Here is a 20,485-nt window from a genome sequence, read left to right as displayed (position 1 = left end):
GGGGCGCGCCCGGGCCGGTTCCGGCGCGGCTCAGTCGGGCAGGGCGTCCAGGTAGACCCAGCGGCCGTCCTCCCGGACGAAGCGGCTGCGCTCCTCGAGGGTGCCGGGACTCCCGGCCTCCCGGTAGTGGGCCCGGAACTCGACCGTGCCCTCGGCGTCGAAGAGGCCGCCCCGGTCGGTGCCGAGGATCTCCAGCCGGGTCCAGTGCAGCCCCGGGTCCAGCCGCAGCCGGGCCGGCCGGGTCGAGGAGTGCCAGCTGCGCAGCAGGTAGTCGGCGTCGCCGACGGCGAAGGCGCTGAACCGCGAGCGCATCAGCGCCTCGGCGGTCGCCGCCGTCGACTCGCCCCGGTGCAGCGGGCCGCAGCAGTCGTCGTCGGGCCGGCCGGATCCGCACGGGCAGGTCCGGTTCGGATCAGCCGCGCTCCGGCGGGCACCGCGTTTCGCCACGCGGTCATTCTCGCTGACGGCTACCGGGAGCTCGTACGGGCCGTCCGCCGGTTGCCGAAGGACTCCATGGTGGTCGCCTTCTTGGCCGGCGCCCGCGTCGCCGCGGTGGCCCGGGCCAGGGCCTTCGCCGTCGCCTTCCTGGCCGGTGCCTTCTGCGCCGCGACCTTCTTGGCCGGCGTCTTCTTCGCCGTGGCCTTCTTGGCCGGTGCCTTCTTCGCCGTGACCTTCGTGGGGGGTGCCTTCTTCGCCGCGGCCTTCTTGGCGGGTGCCTTCTTCGCCGTCGCCGCCGGTGCCTTCTTGGCGGCGGTGGCCTTGGCGGTCGGCTTCCGGGCGGGCGTCGCGGTGGCCGAGACGGCCTTCTTCCGGGCGACCCGAGCCGTCGTCGGAGTGGGTTTCTCACCTGGCGTCTTCGCCGCGCTGGCCCCGGTGGCCCGCTTCGTGGCGGTCGCGACCTTCTTCGCCGCGGCCTTGTTCGGCATCGGGGCCTTCCGCGCGCCGGTGGCTTTCCTGGCGCTTCTGGGCCTGGTGGCCGCCTGGGCCATCGCTCCTCCTCAGGTGCGCGTCGTCCGTGCCGGCGGATCGCGCGCCGGCTGACGGCGCCCGCCGACCGGCACGCTCGGCGGGCAGGTGTCTTCCCCCGGCCCCGGCGGCCAAACTCCCGCGCGGCGGCGCGTCCACCCGGTTGTGGTGGGAGCGGTGCCCCGCTAGGCCACCAGACCCGGCGGCGTCGCCCTCACGGCGCGGGCGTCTCGGCCAGCTCGGCCGGATCAACGTGCAGCGTCGCGAGCAGGCCCGCGTGCTGAACGACGTCGACCTCGTCCGGCAGCTCCCGCCTGATCCAGTCGGCCCGGACGTGCTGGCCACGCGCGCGTAGCACCTCGATGATCCGGTGTCTGGCGATCTTCATCGGTTGCTCCCTCATGAGGCCGTTGCGGAGATCCCCAGCCGCCGTCTGAGGTCGGGGTCGGGGGCGTGGTGTCGGAAGCGCGGCGGACAGCAGTTGCGGGGCGTGGACGCGATTGGCGGCGGTGGCCGCGCGGGCCATCGCCCCCTCTGCCAGCTCACCCGAGCTGTCCGGCGGGACGACGAGCAGGTCGAGCCGGTCGCCGCTCCGGCAGATCGCGGTCAGCAGGCTGGCGGGCTGACTGACGAACCAGCCCAACCGCAGCACCCGACCGGCGACGGTGAGTTGACGAGGGTGGCTGTCCCAGCCGTCGGCACTGAGCACCAGCCGGGTCACCGGTCCGTGGAGCGTGTCGATGGCGAGCACGAGGCCGGGCAGTTCCGCCAGCGGGTCCGTGGACCGGGGCCACCAGCCACCGTCGAGCAGCGTGCGGGTGGAGCCGGTCGGTTCCAGCCGCAGCCGGGGCGCCCGAGGTTCCGCGACGGGCTGGGATGCCTCGGTCAGGTCGGTGCCTGTGGTCCGGGCGGGATGCGGTGCGGACATGACGTCCCCTGGGTGGATCCGGCGTGGCGGCCACCTCGAAAGTGGGATGTCGTCGATTCCGGGATGGTCCTACCCTACTCCCCGTCAGCCGGTCAGCGATGCGCGACGAGCAGCGACGAGAGTGAGCGACGGATGGCCGAGGCCGTGGGCCGGCTCCGCGAGTAGGAGGCGGTCGGCCGGCGGGCCGAGGGCCTGCGCCGGGCGCGTCGACCCCCGGTCGGGCGGCGGCCTTGCGGGACGGTAGTGCAATGCCGGCATGGGCAACGACACCGAGGAACGTCTCGCCGCGGCCGCGCAGGCCCGGCGTGAGCACGAGCTGATCGGGCACCGGCTGGACGACCTGGCGAGGCGGATCCGTGCGGCGCGGGCTGACGTCTCCGCCCTGCGCCAGCGGCTCGACGGCGAACAGGCCGACGTCGACCGGCTGGAAGGACTCACCCTGAGTCGGGTGGTCGCCTCGTTGCGCGGAGCGCGCGACGACGCGCTGGCCCGCGAGCGCGCCGAGGCCCTCGCCGCCCGACTCCGCCTAGCCGAGGCCGAGCGGCTGCTCGCCGCGCTGCAGGAGGAGGCGGCCGCCGCGCAGGCCCGGCGGCGCCGGCTCGCCACCGCGCCCCGGCAGTACGAGGCGCTGCTCGACGAGCGGGAGCGGGCGCTCGCCGACTCCGCCGACCCACGGCGGTCCCGCCTGCTGGAGCTGGCCGACGCGCGGGGGCGGCTCGCGGGAGAGCACCGTGAGCTGACCGAGGCGCTGCGCGCGGCGAGCAACGCCGAGGGCGCCCTGCGCCACCTACGGGAACTGCTCGCCCGCGCGTCGGACTGGTCGACCTACGACGCGCTTGGCGGCGGCCTGATCAGCAGCATGGTCAAGCACGACATCCTCGACGACGCCGCCCATGCGGCCGCCCGCGCGGACGCCAACCTCGCGACGCTGCGGACGGAACTGACCGACGTGTTCGGCGCCACGCCGTACGCGCCGCGGCTGGGGATCGATGAGCTGACCCGGTTCACCGACATCTGGTTGGACAACATCGTCACCGACTTCGCGGTGATGCGGCGGGTCGACCGTGCCCTCGGCGACGTCGACCGGTCGCTCAACGAGCTGGCGCACGTGTATCGCCGGCTCCGGGAGCGGAGCGACGCGGTGGGCGCCCAGCTGTCGGCGGTCGCGGCCGAACGCGCCGCGCTGCTGAACCGGTCCTGAAGGACAACATTGGCTCAATGATCGGCGTGCGGAGCGGCTCTGTTTCTGGGCCGATTCGCTGCCTACCGTCGTCTCGTAACCGTTCAGGAAGGACCGAGACGACGATGACGAACGCCGACATGTGGTTCGACCCGCGCTGCCCGTGGGCCTGGAACGCCTCCCGCTGGCTGCTGGAGGTGGAGCGCGTTCGGGACGTGCGCGTCCAGTTCCACGTGATGAGCCTGACCGTGCTCAACGACGGCCGGGCGGGCCTGGAGGAGTGGTACCGCGAATGGCTCAAGCCCGGCCTCGGCCCGGTGCGGGTGGCGGTGGCCGCCGAGCAGAAGTACGGCACGGAGGTGCTGCGTGGTCTCTACACCGCCCTGGGCGCCCGCATCCACCACGACCGGGCCCCGATCGGCCGCGAGCTCTACCTGGCGGCGCTGGCCGAGGTGGGCCTGCCGGCCGAGCTGGCCGACGCCGCGGACTCCACCGACCACGACGAGGTGCTGCTGGCCAGCCACCACGCCGGACTGGAGCCGGTCGGCGAGGACCTGGGCACCCCGACCATCCACATCCGCGCCGGCGACGGCCGGCGGACCGCCTTCTTCGGGCCGGTCGTCGCCCCGATCCCGCGCGGCGAGGACGCTGGACGGCTCTGGGACGGCGTGCTGCTGGTCGCCGGCACCGACGGCTTCTTCGAGCTGAAGCGCGGGCGTACCCGCCGGCCGATCGAGGGCTGACCGGTGCCCGGCCGATTCCTGCCCCCGCCCGGGCCGGCGCGGACGCTCGCGCTGGCCCAGCTCGCCAACTCGATCGGCGACGGCGCGTTCCTGGTCACCTCGGCGCTCTACTTCACCCGGGTCGTCGGTCTGTCGCCCGGGCAGGTCGGGCTCGGGCTGACCGTCGGCTGGGCGGTCGGGCTGCTGGTCGGGGTGCCCGGCGGCCACGCGGCCGACCGGCGGGACGCCCGGACGGTGGCCGTGCTGCTCGCCGCCGCCACCGGCCTGGCCGTCGCCGGCTTCCTGCTGGTCCGGCAGCCCGTCACGTTCCTCGCGGCGGCCTGCCTCTACGCCGGCTGCCAGACCGGTCTGGCAGCGGTACGCCAGGCCCTGCTGGCGCGGCTGGTGGCGCCCGGCGGGCGGACCGAGGTGCGGGCGCGGTTGCAGTCGGTGGTCAACGCCGGGCTGGCTCTGGGCGCCGCCCTCGGTGGTGCCGCGCTGTCGGCGCGCACCGCCGGGGCGTACCGGCTGATCCTGGTGTTGGACGCGGTGGCCTTCCTCACCGCGGCGGCCCTGCTGTGCCGGCTGCCCACCACGCCGCCGGCGGCCCGGCCCGAGCGCGGTGCCGACCGGCTCGCGGTCCTTCGCGACCGGCCGTACGCGCTGCTCACCGGCCTGAACGCGGTGATGATGCTGTACCTGCCGCTGCTCAGCCTGGTGCTGCCGCTCTGGGTGGCCCGGCGCACCGCGGCCCCGCCCTGGCTGGCGGCGGGGCTGCTGATGGTCAACACGGCGGCGGTGATGCTCGCCCAGGTGCGGGTGGCCCGGCGGGTGGTGGACCGGGCCGGCGCGCTGCGGTCGCTGCGGCGGGCCGGCGCCGCCATGGTGCTCGCCTGCGGGCTCTTCGCGCTGTCGGCCGCCGCCGGCGGGCCCTGGGCGGCCGGGGCGATCCTGCTGCTCGGCGCCGCCGCCCAGGTGTACGCCGAGATGGCGCACGGCGCGGGGGCGTGGCAGCTCAGCTTCGACCTGGCGCCGGCCGACCGGCACGGCCAGTACCAGGGCTTCTTCGGCAGCGGAGTGCCGTTGGCCCGGATGCTCGGTCCGGCGCTGCTGACCTGGCTGATCGTCGACGGTGGACCGGCCGGCTGGCTGGTCTTCGGCGCGGCCTACGCCGCCGCCGCGTTCGCGGTGAGCGTGGCGGTGCGGTGGGCGCGGGGGAGCGGCTTCCGTCATGAACGGACGATGATCTGTTCCGGTCGGGGTGGTCGTGCCGCGCCGGTGGGCTGAGTCACGGTTAGTTGATCATGTGGCAGGTGGGATTCCTGCATAGCGTGGAAACATGAAGAAGCGCTACGTCGCCAGAGTGCCCATGCCCGGCCAACCCGGGCGGGGGCGATCGCGGACGGACGGCGCAACCGTCGCGCGCGGGACGGCGACACCGCCCGGCGCCGACACCGCGGCCGGGCCGGACGTCGGCGTGGCGGCGGTCCGCGCCGCCGTGCCGCCGGGCGACGCGTCGCCGCAGCCGCCACTGTCGACGATGCCCGCCGCCGGGCCCGGCGCGACCCCGGCGCCACTCGCCGTGGCTCCGGCTCCGACCGGCCGGGCGCGAGGGGTGGCGACGCCCCCGGAGGCGCCGGATGCCGGGGGCGGAGTCGACGGCGCCACCCAGATGTTCCAGGCGCCGGACGTCACCGCGGCGATCTTCGTGGACCACTCCGGCCGGCGGGGCCGGACGCTGCGCCGGGTCGTCTCCGCGCTGGCGCTGTTCGCCCTGCTCCTGATCGTGGCGCTCTGGGTCAGCCAGGGCGCGGAGGTGCTCGGGTTGCGGGTGGCCGCCTGATGGCGCTCTGGCGCGGCGGGGAGCGGATCGGCGGCACCGACGACCTCGCACCCCCGCCACCGGAGCGGATCCGGCAGCGCCGGCGGGCCCGGCGCCGCTGGGTGTTCGCCGCGGTGATCACGTTCATCCTGGTCAACGTGCTCGCCGTCGGCGCGTACGCCAACTCGCGCTTCGCCCCGGACCACCAGCGGACCGGAACCCAGAGCAGCGCGTCCGTGCCGGCGCCGGTACGCGCCGGCGGCACCGTCGTCGACCTGCGCGGCGGGAAGCTCGACGCGCGGCGGATGCCCGCCCGGACGATCGCGCTCACCTTCGACGACGGGCCCGACCCGATCTGGACACCGAAGGTGCTGGACGTGCTCAGCCGGCACCACGCCCCGGCCACCTTCTTCGTCCTCGGTTCCCAGGTCAGCCGGTACCCGGACATCACCCGGCGGATGGTCCGCGAGGGCCACGAGCTGGGCATCCACACCTTCACCCACCCCGAGCTGACCAACCTGCCCACGTGGCGGCGCCGGCTGGAGTACGCGCAGACCGAGGCGGCGATCGGCTACACCACCGGGGTCACCACGCCGCTGGCGAGGCTGCCGTACTCCAGCGCGGTCGACGCGGTCGACGACGCCGACTGGGCGGTCGTCCGCGACTCCGGGCGACGCGGGTACGTCTCCGTCTTCGAGGACACCGACAGCCAGGACTGGGCGCGGCCGGGCCCGGACGCGATCGTCCGCAACGCCACTCCGAAGGGCGACCGGGGCGGCATCGTCCTGCTGCACGACAGCGGCGGCGACCGCGCTCAGACCGTCGCCGCGCTGGACCGCTTCATCCCCGAGATGCAGGCCCGGGGCTACCGCTTCACCACCGTCTCGCAGGGGCTCGGCTGGCCCGCCGCCGCCCCCGCCGGCGTCGCCGACCGGATCCAGGGCGGACTGCTCGTCTGGGCGGTGCGGATCGCCGACGCGACGGTCCGCGGGCTCTGGCTGCTGCTGATCGCCGTCGGCCTGCTCACCCTGGCCCGCACCCTGCTGCTGTTCGGCTACGCCGTCCGACACGCCCGCCGCCGGCGCGCGCCCACCTGGTCGTGGGGCGACCGGATCACCGAGCCGGTGACGGTTATCGTGCCGGCGTACAACGAGCGCACCACCATCGCCGCGGCGGTGCGCTCGCTGGCCTCCGGCACCCACCCCGGCGTCGAGGTGCTGGTCGTCGACGACGAGTCCGACGACGGCACGGCGGAGGAGGTGGAGCGGCTCGGGCTGGCAGGCGTGCGGGTGGTCCGGGTGCCCGGCGGCGGCAAGGCCGCCGCGCTCAACGCCGGCGTGGCGCTGGCCCGGCACGACCTGCTGGTCATGGTGGACGCCGACACCGTGGTGGATCCGGACGCGCTGCACCGCCTCGTGCAGCCCTTCGGCGACCCGCGGGTCGGCGCGGTGGCGGGCAACGTCAAGGTCGGCAACCGGCGCCGGCTGATCGGCCGGTGGCAGCACATCGAGTACGTCATCGGGTTCAGCCTCGACAGGCGCCTCTACGACACGTTGCACTGCATGCCCACCATTCCCGGTGCTCTGGGTGCGTTCCGCCGCGAGGCCGTGCTGGCCGCCGGTGGGCTGAGCCGGGCCACCCTTGCCGAGGACACCGACCTCACCATGGGCATCCACCGCGCCGGCTGGCGGGTGGTGTACGAGGAGACCGCGGTCGCCCGCACCGAGGCGCCGAGCACCCTGCCGCAGCTGTGGCGACAGCGCTACCGGTGGAGCTACGGCACCATGCAGGCGCTGTGGCGGCACCGACGGTCGCTGGTGGAGCGCGGCTCGCCCGGTCGCTTCGGCCGGCGTGGCCTGCCGTTCATCGCCCTGTTCTCGGTGCTGCTGCCGCTGCTCGCCCCGGTGGTGGACATCTTCGCCGTCTACGGGCTGTTCTTCCTCGACCGGTACGAGACGGTGCTCGCCTGGCTCGCCGTGCTGGCCATCCAGGTGATCACCGCGATCCTCGCGTTCCGCCTCGACCGGGAACCGCTGCGCCCGCTCTGGGCGCTGCCGTTGCAGCAGTTCGTCTACCGGCAGGTGATGTACCTGGTGCTGGTGCACTCGGTGGTCACCGCGCTGAGCGGGGGCGCGCTGAAGTGGCAGAAGCTGCGCCGTACCGGGGAGGTGGCGGCCCAGCCCACGGCCGGGTGACGGCGGATCAGGTGAGCGGGGCGGTCGCCTCCCGGGCCGCCCGCCGGGCCGACGCCGGCAGCCCGGGCGCGTCCGCGACCAGCGCGCGGGCCTGCGCGGGGGAGAAGACGCCGGCCGCCGGCTCGGCCCGCCCGCACGGGCCGTCCGACTCGCCGGGGCTCTTCACCCAGAGCAGCGCCGCCACCCGCTCCAGCCGGGGATCGGTGGTGGGCGGTGCGCCCAGCGCCTGCGGGGAGGCGTTGCACCACTGGTCGTCCGCCGGCGCCGGCAGCCCGTTGCGGGACGTGTCGATGACCATCTCCCGGCCGCCGACGAGGTCGGAGACCGCCAGCCCCCAGCGGTGGCTGTCGGCGGTCGACTGCCGGTTCGACACGTTGACGGAGAAGCCCTCCGCCCGGGCGACGCCCGCCCGGCGCAGCCGCTCGGCGGTCTCCCGCGGACCGCGCCAGCGCGGGTGACCCGCGTCGCGGTAGACGTGGTGGCCGGCGTCGGCGAGCACCCGGACCGCGCGGGCCAGCAGCGCCGCCCGGGCGTCGTCGAAACACTCGGCGGCGACCGCATCGGGTTCGAGGATGACCGCCGCACGCTGGTCGCCGAGCGCGTCGACCACCTGGTCGACGAAGCGGGCGTACGCCGTGGCGTCCCGGGCGCCGCCACCGGCGCAGTCCAGGTTCGGGACGTGATAGATCACCACCACCGGCAGGGCGCCCTGGCTCCGGGCGGCGACCAGCACCTGGGCCAGGTCGGGGAGTTCTGCCGGGCCGGTCAGCCAGCGCGCCTGCGGGGTGCCGGCGATCGGGTCCAGCCAGGCCGCGCCGTGGTCGCGCCGCCAGTGCGCCGCGGGACTGTCCGTGTCCACCAGCAGCCGCGCGCCGCGGAACGGGTGCCGCAGCGGCGCGTACGACCCGCCGCCGCAGCCGCCGAGCGTCGCCAGCAGCGTGGCGGCCAGGAGCCCGCCGGACAGGGATGCGCGCACCCGGCCAACCTATGCGCTCCCGCCCGCCGCCGCAGCACGGCCGTGGTCGCCCCGGTGTCCGGCGGGTGCGGCCGGGCGAGCGCGCGGCGCGGCGGGCCCTCCGGACGATCGCCGCTCAGAGCTCCACCGGCAGCGGCACCGGGCGCTTGGCGACCCGGTCGTCCCCCGAGGACCGGCCGCGCAGGTGCCGGGCCAGCCAGGGCAGCAGGTGCCGCCGGGTCCAGGCCAGCTCGGCCCGGACCACCTCGTGGCGCGGCCGGCGGGCGGACACCGGCAGCGGGTGCGACCACGAGTCGTCGTAGCCGGGCAGGCCGGCGGTGTGCGCCAGTGCCGCGGCGATCCGCTCGTGGCCGGCGCTGTTGGCGTGCAGCCGGTCGTCGCTCCACAGGCGTGGGTCCGAGGCCACCGGGTGCGCCCCCAGGTCCAGCAGGGTGGCGCCGGTCTCCGTGGTGACCGCCCGGACCGCCGCGTTCAGCGCCACCACCCGGCCGCGCAGCGGCCGGGCCAGCGGCATCACCGGCGCCGGGTCGGGCAGGGTGAAGGTGAGCACGGTGGCGCCCTGGCCGACCAGGGCCCGCTGCACCGCGCCGACGTCCTCGGCGATCCGGTCCGCGTCGAACGACGGCCGGAGCACGTCGTTCATCCCGGCCACCACGGTGGCCAGATCCGGCGCCAGCTCAAGCGCCACCGGCAACTGCTCGGCCCGGATCCGCGCGGTGGTGCGACCGCGGATGGCCAGGTTCGCGTACTCCAGGCCGCCCTGCGCGCGGGCCACCGCCAGGGCGAACCGGTCCGCCCAGCCCCGGTAGCCGCCGTTACCGTCCGGGTCGTCCAGCCCCTCGGTGGTGCTGTCGCCGATCGCCACGTACCGCTGCCACAACATGGTCGCCAGCTTAGGACCGGCCCTCGCCGGGACACCGTGCGGCCGGCCCGGTCCCTGGACGGGCGTCAGAGCCAGCCGGAGCGGCGGAACAACCGGTACAGGGTGATCGCGGCCGTGGCCATCAGCAGCAGCGCCCCCGCGTAGCCGTAGCGCCAGCCCAGCTCGGGCATGTGGGCGAAGTTCATGCCGTAGACGCCGGCCACCGCGGTCTGGGTGGCGGCGATCGCCGCCCAGGAGGCGATCTTGCGCATGTCGTTGTTCTGGTCCACGGCGAGCTGCGCCAGCCGGGACTGCAGGATCGCGTTCAGCAGGTCGTCGTACCCGCCGATCCGGTCCACCGCCCGGGTCAGCCGCCCCTCCACGTCGACGAACCAGCGCTGCAACGCCGGCGGCGGCCCGCCGTCGCGCTGCTCGACCAGGGCGCGCAGCGGCGCCTGCAACGGCAGCACCGCCCGCTTGAACTCCACCACCTCGCGTTTGAGCTGGTAGATGTGCTGGATGTCGGCGTCGCGGTCGCGGGCGAAGACGCTCTCCTCGACGCGTTCCAGGTCCCGCTCCAGGTGCCCGGAGACCTCCAGGTAGAGCTCCACCATCCGGGCGCAGACCGCGTACGCCACCGCCCACGGCCCCTCGGCCAGCACCCCCGGGCGGCGCTGGATGTCCTCCCGGACCGGGGCCAGGGCGCCGGCCGCGCCGTGCCGGACGGTGATCACGAAGCGGTCGCCCAGGAAGACCATCACGTCCCCGGTGTCGATCACCTCGGAGGTGTCGGTCAGCTCGGTGTGCTCGACGTAGCTCGCGGTGCGCAGCACCAGCAGGGTGACGTCGCCGTGCCGCTGGACGGTGGGGCGGTGCCCGTCGGCGAGGGCCTGCGCCACGCTCAGCTCGTCCAGCCCGAAGACGCGGCCGACGCCCGCCATCACCGCCGCCCCCGGCTCGTGCAGGCCCAGCCAGACGAAGGAGCGCCGGGTGCGGCGGCTGCGCGCGTACGCGTCGGCGTAGTGCGGGCGTCCCGGCTCCCGCCGGCCGTTGACGTAGACGGCGCAGTCCACCACGGCGTCCGGGTTGGACCGTCGGGCGGCCGGCGTGGCCGCCGCGTCGGCCGGGCGGCCGAGCAGCCGACCGAGCAGGGCGGGAAGTCGCGCGCCCCGCCGGGTCCGTACCGCCGACCGGTCCACCGCGCACCTCCGCCCCGCCGGGAACTGACGGCCTACCGTACGGCACGGGCCGTCGGCGCGGTCAGCGCGAGGCGGTGGCGAAGACGACGATGTTGTCGGGGTAGTTGCCGGTGCGGGGATTGAACCGCCCGCCGCAGGTGATCAGGCGCAGCCGGGCCGCCGCGTCGCCCCCGTACACCCGGTCGGTGGGGAACCGCTCCTTCGGGTACGCCCCGACACCGTCCACGGTGAACGTCGCTCGCCGGCCGTCGACGCGGGTGACCTCGACGACGTCGCCGGGCTGGAGCCGGCCGAGGTCGAAGAAGACGGCTGGGCCGTTCTGCGAGTCGACGTGCCCGACCAGGACCGCGTTGCCGGCCTCGCCGGGGGTGGGCCCGCGGCGGTACCAGCCGGCCACCTCCGGCTCGTCCAACGGCGGCACCTCCAGGGCGCCGTTGCTGTCGATGGCCACCGGGACGATCTCCGCGTCGACGCCGATCCGGGGGATGGTGATCCGGACCGGCTGGGACCGGGGCAGCACCGGCCCCGGCGACTCGGACCGTTCGGTGGTCGGCGCGGCCGAGGCTGCGGGCTGCGGCGGCCGGTCCGTCGTGGTGCCCAGGCCGGCGGCGACCAGGCCGGCCCCGGCCGCGCCGGTCAGGGTGACCGCCGCGACCACCGCGGCGGTGCGGGCCCGCGACGGCCTGTCCTCGGGGTTGCGCTGCGGGGCCAGGTTCCCACCTCCGTCCGACGTGGGCGTGGTGCCCGCACCGGTCACGCCGGCGCGGGCACCCTCGCACAAGGGATGGTGTGTGGCGACGCCTCAGGCGATGACGGAGGCGCGGCGGCGGCGACGGATCAGCACGTAAGTCCCCCCGGCGACGGCCGCGGCGCCCAGCGCGCCGCCCGCGACGAGCACGCCCGTGTCCCCGTCCTTGCCGCCGGCGCCGGCCTGCGCGCCGCCGATCGGGGTGACGGTGAACTGCGCGCTGCCCCCGTTGCTGCCGTCGCCGCAGGTCGTCGTGACCGTGTAGGTGCCCAGGGTGAACCCGGCGGTGAAGAGTTCGGCGCTCAGGCCGCCGCCCGCCGCCGCGGTGGTGGACCGGACGTTCTCGTCCCGGTTGGGCCCGGTGACCCGGAAGATCGCGTCACCCGCCTTCGGGTTGCAGGTCGAGGTGAGCACGACCGTGCCACCGACCGGGGTGGTGGCGGGTGAGGCGGTGGTGTCGGCGAGCGCGGCGGCCGGGAGCAGGAGTGTGCCGAGGCCCACGCCGACCGCCGCCGATCCGAGAATTGACTGTGCCTTCATGCGCGTCTTCCCTCACTTTTCGTCCGCTGTCTGCGTGGGACGTCGTTCGGGTGGCCAACTCCGTGACTAGCACCGGTGTGGCCAACACTAGGAGGGTTGGGGTGCCCGTCCGGCGTAAATGAGAAATCTTCGTTGCCGTCACGTGTTCCCCCTCGCGCCGGAGAGCTGCGGAAATGCCCACCCAGGACCGCCCGTACCGCCCGGCGGCCCTGGCTCCCGCAGGACCGTCCGTCCGGTTCGCGCCGGTTGGGGCGGTCGCGACTGTCCGACCGGTGCGACCATTCCTGTCCGGGATGTCGGAAACCGCGGTGAGGGGTCCGGCGCCGCCTCGTGGGTCGGTGCCGCAGCGGGTGCCGGCCCGCCCGCACCGGCCTGACCCGCGGGCGGCCCACCGCCGGGCCCGAAGCGGCCCTGTGGGATCCCTCCGACGTGGACGGAAGCCGGGGCCGACCTGCCGTTCGCCGCCCGCCAGGCACCGTTCGCCGCACCGGGCCGACCGCTCCCGGCGGCTGTGCCGCCACTCAGGTCGCGGCCCCGAACAGGGAGAACTACAGTCGGCAGGAGCACACCGGATAGATCGCGACACATATCACGGTGAGGAGCGAGTCGATGACCAACCCGGCCGGCGTCGAGGTCACGGGACCCATGCACCCACGGTACGACGAGATCCTCACCCCCGACGCGCTGGCCTTCCTCGCCGAGCTGCACCGCGCCTTCGATTCGCGCCGCCGGGAACTGCTCGACCGGCGGCGGCGACGCGAGGCCGAGCTGGCCGGCGGCGCGGCGCTGGACTTCCTCCCCGAGACCCGCGAGGTCCGCGAGGCCGACTGGCGGGTCGCCGAGCCGGCGCCCGGCCTGGTCGACCGCCGGGTCGAGATCACCGGCCCGACCGACGCGAAGATGACCATCAACGCGTTGAACTCCGGCGCGAAGGTGTGGCTGGCCGACCACGAGGACGCCAACACCCCGCTCTGGGAAAACGTGGTCTCCGGCCAGCTCAACCTGCGCGACGCCATCGACCGCAAGCTCGCCTTCACCGCACCCGAGGGAAAGCAGTACGCGCTGCACGACGGGGAGCTGGCCACCATCGTGGTCCGCCCGCGTGGCTGGCACCTCAGCGAGAAGCACATCCTGGTCGACGGCGAGCGCACCTCCGGCAGCCTGGTCGACTTCGGGCTCTACTTCTTCCACTGCGCCCAGCGTCAGCTCGACCGCGGCGCCGGACCCTACTTCTACCTGCCCAAGATGGAGAGCCACCTCGAGGCGCGACTGTGGAACGACGTCTTCCTGGCCGCCCAGGAGTGGCTCGGCATTCCGCGCGGGACCATCCGGGCCACCGTGCTGATCGAGACGTTCCCGGCCGCGTTCGAGATGGACGAGATCCTCTACGAGCTGCGCGAGCACTCCGCCGGGCTGAACGCCGGCCGGTGGGACTACATGTTCAGCGTGATCAAGAAGTTCCGCACCCTGGGCAGGGACTTCCTGCTGCCGGATCGGAACGCGGTGACGATGACCGTGCCGTTCATGCGCGCGTACACCGAGCTGCTGGTGCGGACCTGCCACCGGCGCGGCGCGCACGCCATCGGTGGGATGGCCGCGTTCATCCCCAGCCGACGCGACCCGCAGGTCAACGAGACCGCCCTGACGAAGGTCCGCGACGACAAGACCCGCGAGGCCACCGACGGCTTCGACGGCTCCTGGGTGGCCCACCCCGACCTGGTGCCGGTCTGCCGGGAGGTCTTCGACCGGGTGCTCGGCGACCGGCCGAACCAGCTCGACCGCACCCGCGACGAGGTCCGGGTGACCGCCGCCGAGCTGCTCGACGTCCGGTCCACGCCGGGGCGGCACACCGAGGCCGGGCTGCGCAACGCGGTCAGCGTCGGCGTGCAGTACCTGGCGGCCTGGCTGCGCGGCACCGGCGCGGTGGCCATCTTCAACCTGATGGAGGACGCCGCCACGGCGGAGATCTCCCGCAGCCAGGTCTGGCAGTGGCTGCACAACGACGTCGACCTCGACGACACCGGCGAGCGGGTCACCCGGCAGCTGGTCGAACGGATCGCCGACTCCGAGATCGGCAAGCTGCCCGGTGAGCCGGGTGACTACGCCGAGGCCCGGGCGCTGTTCATGGAGGTTGCCGTCGCCGACGACTTCGCCGACTTCCTCACCGTGCCCGCGTACGAACGGATGCCCTGACCGACGACGGACGCGGAGGTGGGCGATGAGCACGACCACGACGGAGATCGACGCTCTCGCCGCCGTGCTGCGGGCCGCGCTCGGGGCTGAGCGGGTGATCAGCGACCGGCAGGAGCTGCGCACCTACGAGTGCGACGGGCTGGCCCAGTACAAGGTCGTGCCGGCCCTCGTCGCGCTGCCGGCCGACGCCGCGCAGTGCGCCGCCGTGGTCCGGGCCTGCGTCGCCGCCGGCGCGCCGTTCGTGGCCCGCGGCTCCGGCACGGGGCTCTCGGGCGGCGCGCTTCCGCACGCCGACGGCGTCCTGATCGTCACCTCGCGGATGCGCGACATCCTGGAGATCGCGCCGGACGACGAGCGGGCCGTGGTGCAGCCCGGCGTGATCAACCTGGCGGTCAGCCGGGCCGCGAACCCGCACGGCTGGTACTACGCGCCCGACCCGTCCAGCCAGCAGATCTGCTCCATCGGCGGCAACGTGGCGGAGAACTCCGGCGGCGCGCACTGCCTCAAGTACGGCTTCACCACCCACCACGTCACCGGCGTCGAACTGGTCACCCCCGACGGCGACCGGGTACGCCTCGGCGGCCGGGCCCCCGACGCCCCCGGCTACGACCTGCTCGGCGCGTTCGTCGGCTCGGAGGGCACCCTCGGCATCGCCACCGAGGTGACCGTGCGGCTGACCCGGCTGCCCGAGTCGGTACGCACCCTGCTTGCCGCCTTCGACAGCACCGACCAGGCCGGGGCGGCGACCTCGGCCATCATCGCGGCCGGGGTGGTGCCGGCGGCGGTGGAGATGATGGACGCGCTGGCCATCTCCGCCGCCGAGGCGGCCGTGCACTGCGGCTACCCGGCCGGCGCCGGGGCGGTGCTCATCGTCGAGCTGGACGGGCCGGAACCGGAGGTGGCCGCCCAGTTCGACCAGGTCGAGCGGCTCTGCCGGGACAACCGGGCGTTCGAGATCCGGATCGCCGCCGACGACGCCGAGCGGGCGCTGTTCTGGAAGGGCCGCAAGTCGGCCTTCGCCGCCGTCGGGCGGATCAGCCCCGACTACATCGTCCAGGACGGGGTGATCCCGCGGACCGCGCTGCCCGAGGTGCTGCGCCGCATCGGTGAGCTCTCCGCCGAGCGCGGCATCCGGGTCGCCAACGTCTTCCACGCCGGCGACGGCAACCTGCACCCGCTCGTCCTGTTCGACGCGTCCGTCGACGGGCAGGCCGAACGCGCCGAGGAGGTCTCCGGCGCGATCCTCGACCTCTGCGTCCGGCACGGCGGGTCGATCACCGGCGAGCACGGCGTCGGCGTGGACAAAGCGAAGTACCTGCCGCGGATGTTCACCGCCGAGGACCTGGACACCATGCAGCTGCTGCGCTGCGCGTTCGACCCGGCCGGGCTGGCCAACCCGGGCAAGGTCTTCCCGACGCCCCGGCTCTGCGGCGAGGTCCCCGGCCGGCGCTCCGGGGTCCACCCCGCGCAGGAAGCCGGCCTGGCGGAGGTCTTCTGATGGCCGCCGACGCGATCCTCGACCGGCTACGAGCCGCCGCCGGAGAGCTGATCCGGACGGCGGCCGAGCACGACACGATCGCCGGAGTGCCGGCCCGGTACGTCGCCGCGCCCCGCGACACCGCCCAGGCCGCGGCCGTGCTGCGCGCCGCCGCCGCCCTCGACCTGGCGGTGACGTTCCGCGGCGGCGGCACGAGACTGGACTGGGGGAGCCCACCGCGTCGGCTGGACCTGATCCTCGACACCACCGCGCTGGCCGGGGTGGTCGAGCACGCCGCCGGTGACCTGATCACCGTGGTCCGGGCCGGCACCCGCCTCGACGCGCTGGCCGCCACCCTGGCCGGCGCCGGCCAACAGCTCGCCCTCGACGCGCCGCTGCCCGGCGGCACCATCGGCGGGGCGGTCGCCACCAACGCCGGCGGGCCCCGCCGGATGCTCTACGGCACCGCTCGCGACCTGCTCATCGGGGTCACTCTGGTCCGCGCCGACGGGGTGGTCGCGCACGCCGGCGGCAAGGTGGTCAAGAACGTCGCCGGCTACGACCTGGCCAAGCTGGTCACTGGCGCGTACGGCACGCTGGGGCTGGTCACCGAGTGCGCGTTCCGGTTGCACCCGCTGCCGGCCGCCGCCGCGTACGTCACCCGCCGGGTCGGCGACCTGGCCGAGGCGGGCCGGCTGGCCGGCAGCGTACGCGCCGCGCAGCTCGTGCCGGCCGCGCTCGAGGTGGACGCCCCGCCCGGCGGCGCCGCGACCGTGACCGTGCTGCTGGAGGGCACGCCGGCCGGGGTCGCCGCCCGCGTGGAGACCGCCCGACGGCTGCTCGGCGCCGACGCCACCGCCTCGGACGAGGCGCCCGACGGCTGGGGCCGGTACCCGTGGCACGACGGCGACAGCGGGCTCAAGTTGACCTGCGCGCTCTCCGGCGTACCGCGGCTGCTGGCCGACGCCCGGGCGGCGGCCGACCGGCACGGCCTGCCGCTCGCGCTGCGCGGCTCGGCCGGCGTCGGCGTCCTCCACGGCGGGGTGCCCGGCGAGGCCGAACCGCAGCGGGTCGCCGCGCTGGTCGACGCGCTGCGGGCGGCGACCGCCGCCGTGGCCGGGCACACCGTGGTGCTCACCGCGCCCCCGGCCGTGCGGGACCGGGTCGACCTGTGGGGGCCGGTCGACGGCCTGGCGCTGATGCGCCGGGTCAAGCAGCGCTTCGACCCGGACGCCCGGCTCGCGCCCGGCCGATTCGTCGGAGGCATCTGATGGCGATCCCGCACCAGCCCGACGGCCCCGACCGCACGAGCGCCTTCAGCTCACCGGGCGGGACCAGCCCCGCCAGCGGACCGCGTGACGTGCTCGGTCTGGCCGCCCGGCCGCCCGGCGAGGGCGCCTTCGACGCCCACCACCCGCCCGCCGCCGACCTGATCGCCGACTGCGTGCACTGCGGCTTCTGCCTGCCCACCTGCCCCACCTATGTGCTGTGGGGCGAGGAGATGGACTCGCCGCGCGGGCGGATCCACCTGATGAAGCAGGGCCTGGAGGGCGAGCCGCTGTCCGACTCGATGGTCACCCACGTCGACCGCTGCCTCGGCTGCATGTCCTGCGTCACCGCGTGCCCCTCGGGCGTGCGCTACGACCGGCTCATCTCCGACACCCGCCAGCAGGTCGAACGCCGGCACACCCGGGGACCCCGGGAGCGGGCGCTGCGGGCGGCGATCTTCGCGCTCTTCCCGTACCGGCGCCGGCTGCGGCTGCTGCGCGGGCCGCTGCGCGCGTACCAGGCCAGCGGACTGGGGTGGCTGGTCCGGCGGACCGGCCTGCTGGCCCGACTGGCACCCACCCTGGCGGCGCTGGAGTCGCTCGCGCCCCCGCTGCGCCGGGCCGCCCGCCTGCCGGCGCGGCTGCCCGCGGTCGGCGCCCGACGGGCCGTGGTCGGCATGCTCACCGGCTGCGTGCAGTCCGCGTTCTTCCCCGAGGTCAACGCCGCCACCGCCCGGGTGCTCGCCGCCGAGGGCTGCGACGTGGTGATCCTGCCCGACCGGCAGGGCTGCTGCGGCGCGCTGAGCGTGCACAACGGACGCGAGGCGGAGGCGCAGGCCTTCGCCCGCCGGACCCTCGACACGTTCGCCGCCGCCGGCATCGACTTCTTCGTGGTCAACGCGGCCGGCTGCGGCTCCACCCTCAAGGAGTACGGCGAACTGCTCCGCGACGAACCCCGTTACGCCACGCTCGCCGCCGACTTCGCCGGCCGGGTCCGCGACCTGTCCGAACTCCTCGACGAGCTGGGCCCGGTTGCCACCCGGCACCCGCTGCCGGTGACCGTGGCGTACCACGACGCCTGCCACCTCGCCCACGCGCAGGGCGTCCGCGACCAGCCCCGCCGGCTGCTGCGCGGCATCCCCGGGCTGGAACTGCGGGAGATCGCCGACCCGGAGATCTGCTGCGGCTCCGCCGGCATCTGGAACGTGCTCCACCCCGGACCGGCCGCCGAACTCGGCGACCGCAAGGCCCGGACCGTACTGGCCACCGGGGCGCGGCTGCTCGTCACCGCCAACCCCGGCTGCCTCATGCAGGTCGCCGCCTCGGTGACCCGCGCCGGCGGCCACATCGCGCTGGCACACACCGCCCAGGTCCTCGATGCCTCCCTCCGTAACCGTCCCGTGGAGGAGCTGCTGTAGGACCCCGAGCCACCCGCCCCCATCCTCCAAGCGTCGAGGTGACCCATGTTCGACCAGTTCAAGGTCGTCACCGATCCCGTCGGTGACTCCGTCGCGCTCTCGGCCATCTTCGCGGTCCTGCCCCTGCTCACCCTCTTCGTCCTGCTCGGGGTGCTGAAGGTCAAGGCCTGGCTGGCCGGGCTGATCTCCCTCGCCGTCGCCCTGGTGGTGGCGGTCGCCGTCTACACCATGCCGGTCGGGCAGGCCCTGCTGTCGGCCACCGAGGGCGCCGCGTTCGGCTTCTTCCCGATCCTGTGGATCGTCATCAACGCCATCTGGGTCTACAACCTCACCGTCGAGAGCGGACACTTCGACGTGCTGCGCCGCTCCTTCGAGCGGGTCAGCCCCGACATGCGGATCCAGGCGATCATCATCGCGTTCTGCTTCGGCGCGCTGCTGGAGGCCCTCGCCGGCTTCGGCACCCCGGTCGCGATCACCGTGGTGATGCTGATGGCGCTCGGCTTCCGCCCGATCCACGCCGCCTCGGTGTCGCTGCTGGCCAACACCGCACCGGTGGCCTTCGGCGCGCTCGCCACCCCGATCGTCACCCTGGCCACCGTCACCGGTGGCGCCAACGACGACTCCCGGCTCACCGTGGACACCCTCGGCGCGATGGTCGGCCGGCAGACCCCGATCCTCGCGGTGGTCGTACCGCTGATGCTGGTGGCGCTGGTGGACGGGCGGCGCGGCATCCGGCAGACCTGGCCGGCCGCGCTGGTCGCCGGCCTGAGCTTCGGCCTGGCGCAGTTCATCGCCGCGAACTACATCTCCGTGCCGCTGACCGACATCGTCGCCGCGCTGGTCTCCGCCGCCGCCGTGGTGCTGCTGCTCCGCGTCTGGCGGCCGGTCACCCCCGCCGACCTGGGCCGCGAGCCGGCGGCCGTGCCCGCCGCCCGCGGGCCCGCCGAGGCCGAGCTGTCCGGACCCGGCACGGTCCGCGCCAGCGCCGGTTCCCGCTCCGGTACGACCACCACCGCCGCCCCCGGGCTGGGCGGCTCGGGCGGCCAGACGCCGCCGGGCGACCCACGTGTCGACGCCACGGCGCCGGTCGGCCGGCACCGCGATGGCGACGACCTGGAACCCCGGCCCACGGACCAGGTGCGCGCCGGGGCGGCGGGCGGCGCTGCCCGGCTCGCCGACACCCCGGTCGAGGTGGTCCGCGCCTACGCGCCCTACCTGATCATCATCGCGATCTTCTCCGTCGCGAACCTCGGGCCGGTGAAGACGGCCCTGGCGAAGGAGCCGTGGACGGTGAAGTTCGGTTGGCCCGGCCTGGACATCCTGGGCGGCAACGGCAAGCCGCTGTCGTCGGCCACGTTCACCCTCAACTGGCTGCCCGCCGCCGGCACGCTGATGATCCTCGCCGGCATCCTCACCGCCCTGCTGCTGCGGGTCTCCGCCGGCCGGGCGCTGCGGGCGTACGGGCGCACCTACGTCGAGCTGCGGTACGCGATCGTCACCGTGATGGCGGTGCTCGCACTGGCGTACGTGATGAACCAGTCCGGGCAGACCAACACCCTCGGCGCGTTCCTCGCCGCGGCCGGCGGGGCGTTCGTCTTCCTCTCGGCGATTCTCGGCTGGATCGGCGTCGCGGTGACCGGCTCGGACACCTCGGCCAACGCGCTGTTCGGCGCGCTGCAGGTGCAGACCGCGGCCCGCGCCGGGCTGGACCCGGTGCTGCTGGCGGCGGCCAACTCCTCCGGCGGCGTGCTCGGCAAGATGATCAGCCCGCAGAACCTGGCGATCGCCGCCGCCGCGGTCGGGATGGCCGGCCGGGAGGGGGAGATCTTCCGCAAGGTGTTCGGCTGGAGCCTGCTCCTGCTGCTGTTCATGTGCGTGCTGGTCGCGTTGCAGGGCTCGCGGGTGCTCGACTGGATGGTGCCCTGACCGTCAGTGTCGACCGGCCCGGGCCGGCACGCCGCGCTGGTGGCGTCCGGACCGGGTCGGTGCGG

At 74.9% G+C, this 20,485-nt stretch carries 18 protein-coding genes; 11 read left to right on the top strand and 7 right to left on the bottom strand.

Features of this window, described 5'->3' with window-relative positions:
* Positions 1-30: 30 nt before the first annotated feature.
* On the bottom strand, positions 31-447 hold the full coding sequence (locus OG799_RS10795) for a YchJ family protein (protein WP_406044890.1): 417 nt from the start codon (positions 445-447) through the stop codon (positions 31-33).
* A 66-nt stretch (positions 448-513) separates the two neighbouring features.
* Between OG799_RS10795 and OG799_RS10790 the strand changes: the two genes are divergently transcribed.
* Positions 514-1,041, top strand: a complete 528-nt coding sequence (locus tag OG799_RS10790; protein ID WP_406044889.1) for a hypothetical protein — start codon at positions 514-516, stop codon at positions 1,039-1,041.
* 139 nt (positions 1,042-1,180) lie between these two features.
* Here the strand turns inward: OG799_RS10790 and OG799_RS10785 are convergent, their stop codons facing one another.
* Entirely contained in the window at positions 1,181-1,894 is a 714-nt protein-coding gene (locus OG799_RS10785; RefSeq protein ID WP_406044888.1) for a DUF5994 family protein, read from the bottom strand.
* Between the two features lie 256 nt (positions 1,895-2,150).
* Between OG799_RS10785 and OG799_RS10780 the strand changes: the two genes are divergently transcribed.
* From OG799_RS10780 to OG799_RS10760, 5 genes are all read left to right on the top strand, one after another.
* Complete coding sequence (locus OG799_RS10780; protein WP_406044887.1) at positions 2,151-3,095, top strand: hypothetical protein; 945 nt, start codon at positions 2,151-2,153, stop codon at positions 3,093-3,095.
* Between the two features lie 104 nt (positions 3,096-3,199).
* Positions 3,200-3,817, top strand: a complete 618-nt coding sequence (locus OG799_RS10775; RefSeq protein WP_406044886.1) for a disulfide bond formation protein DsbA — start codon at positions 3,200-3,202, stop codon at positions 3,815-3,817.
* Between the two features lie 3 nt (positions 3,818-3,820).
* Positions 3,821-5,083 (top strand): MFS transporter, encoded by a 1,263-nt coding sequence (locus tag OG799_RS10770; RefSeq protein WP_406044885.1) that lies wholly within the window; start codon positions 3,821-3,823, stop codon positions 5,081-5,083.
* Between the two features lie 52 nt (positions 5,084-5,135).
* Complete coding sequence (locus tag OG799_RS10765; RefSeq protein ID WP_406044884.1) at positions 5,136-5,639, top strand: hypothetical protein; 504 nt, start codon at positions 5,136-5,138, stop codon at positions 5,637-5,639.
* On the top strand, positions 5,639-7,813 hold the full coding sequence (locus OG799_RS10760; protein ID WP_406044883.1) for a bifunctional polysaccharide deacetylase/glycosyltransferase family 2 protein: 2,175 nt from the start codon (positions 5,639-5,641) through the stop codon (positions 7,811-7,813). Before OG799_RS10765 ends, OG799_RS10760 begins: the two co-directional genes overlap by 1 nt.
* A 7-nt stretch (positions 7,814-7,820) precedes the next feature.
* Here OG799_RS10760 and OG799_RS10755 read toward each other — a convergent pair whose 3' ends face one another.
* The 5 genes from OG799_RS10755 to OG799_RS10735 form a co-directional block, all read right to left on the bottom strand.
* Positions 7,821-8,789: a glycoside hydrolase family 6 protein gene (locus OG799_RS10755; protein WP_406044882.1), complete on the bottom strand. Its 969-nt coding sequence runs from the start codon at positions 8,787-8,789 to the stop codon at positions 7,821-7,823.
* Positions 8,790-8,904: 115 nt separating this feature from the next.
* Positions 8,905-9,672: an SGNH/GDSL hydrolase family protein gene (locus tag OG799_RS10750; RefSeq protein ID WP_406044881.1), complete on the bottom strand. Its 768-nt coding sequence runs from the start codon at positions 9,670-9,672 to the stop codon at positions 8,905-8,907.
* A gap of 65 nt (positions 9,673-9,737) precedes the next feature.
* The gene (locus OG799_RS10745; protein WP_406044880.1) at positions 9,738-10,850 is read right to left on the bottom strand and encodes a magnesium and cobalt transport protein CorA; all 1,113 of its coding nucleotides are present in this window, start codon (positions 10,848-10,850) and stop codon (positions 9,738-9,740) included.
* 61 nt (positions 10,851-10,911) lie between these two features.
* A complete protein-coding gene (locus OG799_RS10740) occupies positions 10,912-11,562 on the bottom strand; it encodes a class F sortase (RefSeq protein ID WP_406046259.1) in 651 nt (216 codons plus the stop codon).
* A gap of 90 nt (positions 11,563-11,652) precedes the next feature.
* Entirely contained in the window at positions 11,653-12,138 is a 486-nt protein-coding gene (locus OG799_RS10735; protein WP_406044879.1) for a hypothetical protein, read from the bottom strand.
* Between the two features lie 609 nt (positions 12,139-12,747).
* Here OG799_RS10735 and aceB point away from each other — a divergent pair.
* From aceB to OG799_RS10710, 5 genes are read left to right on the top strand one after another with little or no spacing between them, the layout of a single operon-like run.
* A complete protein-coding gene (aceB, locus tag OG799_RS10730) occupies positions 12,748-14,331 on the top strand; it encodes a malate synthase A (RefSeq protein WP_406044878.1) in 1,584 nt (527 codons plus the stop codon).
* A 25-nt stretch (positions 14,332-14,356) separates the two neighbouring features.
* Positions 14,357-15,829, top strand: a complete 1,473-nt coding sequence (locus OG799_RS10725; protein ID WP_406044877.1) for an FAD-linked oxidase C-terminal domain-containing protein — start codon at positions 14,357-14,359, stop codon at positions 15,827-15,829.
* The gene (locus OG799_RS10720; RefSeq protein ID WP_406044876.1) at positions 15,829-17,079 is read left to right on the top strand and encodes an FAD-binding oxidoreductase; all 1,251 of its coding nucleotides are present in this window, start codon (positions 15,829-15,831) and stop codon (positions 17,077-17,079) included. Before OG799_RS10725 ends, OG799_RS10720 begins: the two co-directional genes overlap by 1 nt.
* Positions 17,079-18,494, top strand: a complete 1,416-nt coding sequence (locus OG799_RS10715) for a (Fe-S)-binding protein (RefSeq protein WP_406044875.1) — start codon at positions 17,079-17,081, stop codon at positions 18,492-18,494. Before OG799_RS10720 ends, OG799_RS10715 begins: the two co-directional genes overlap by 1 nt.
* Before the next feature lie 45 nt (positions 18,495-18,539).
* Entirely contained in the window at positions 18,540-20,420 is a 1,881-nt protein-coding gene (locus tag OG799_RS10710) for an L-lactate permease (protein WP_406044874.1), read from the top strand.
* Positions 20,421-20,485: the final 65 nt, after the last annotated feature.

It is taken from the genome of Micromonospora sp. NBC_00898, from assembly GCF_045207895.1.
Taxonomy (GTDB): Bacteria; Actinomycetota; Actinomycetes; order Mycobacteriales; family Micromonosporaceae; genus Micromonospora.
This window is presented reverse-complemented; position numbering and strand designations above follow the sequence as displayed.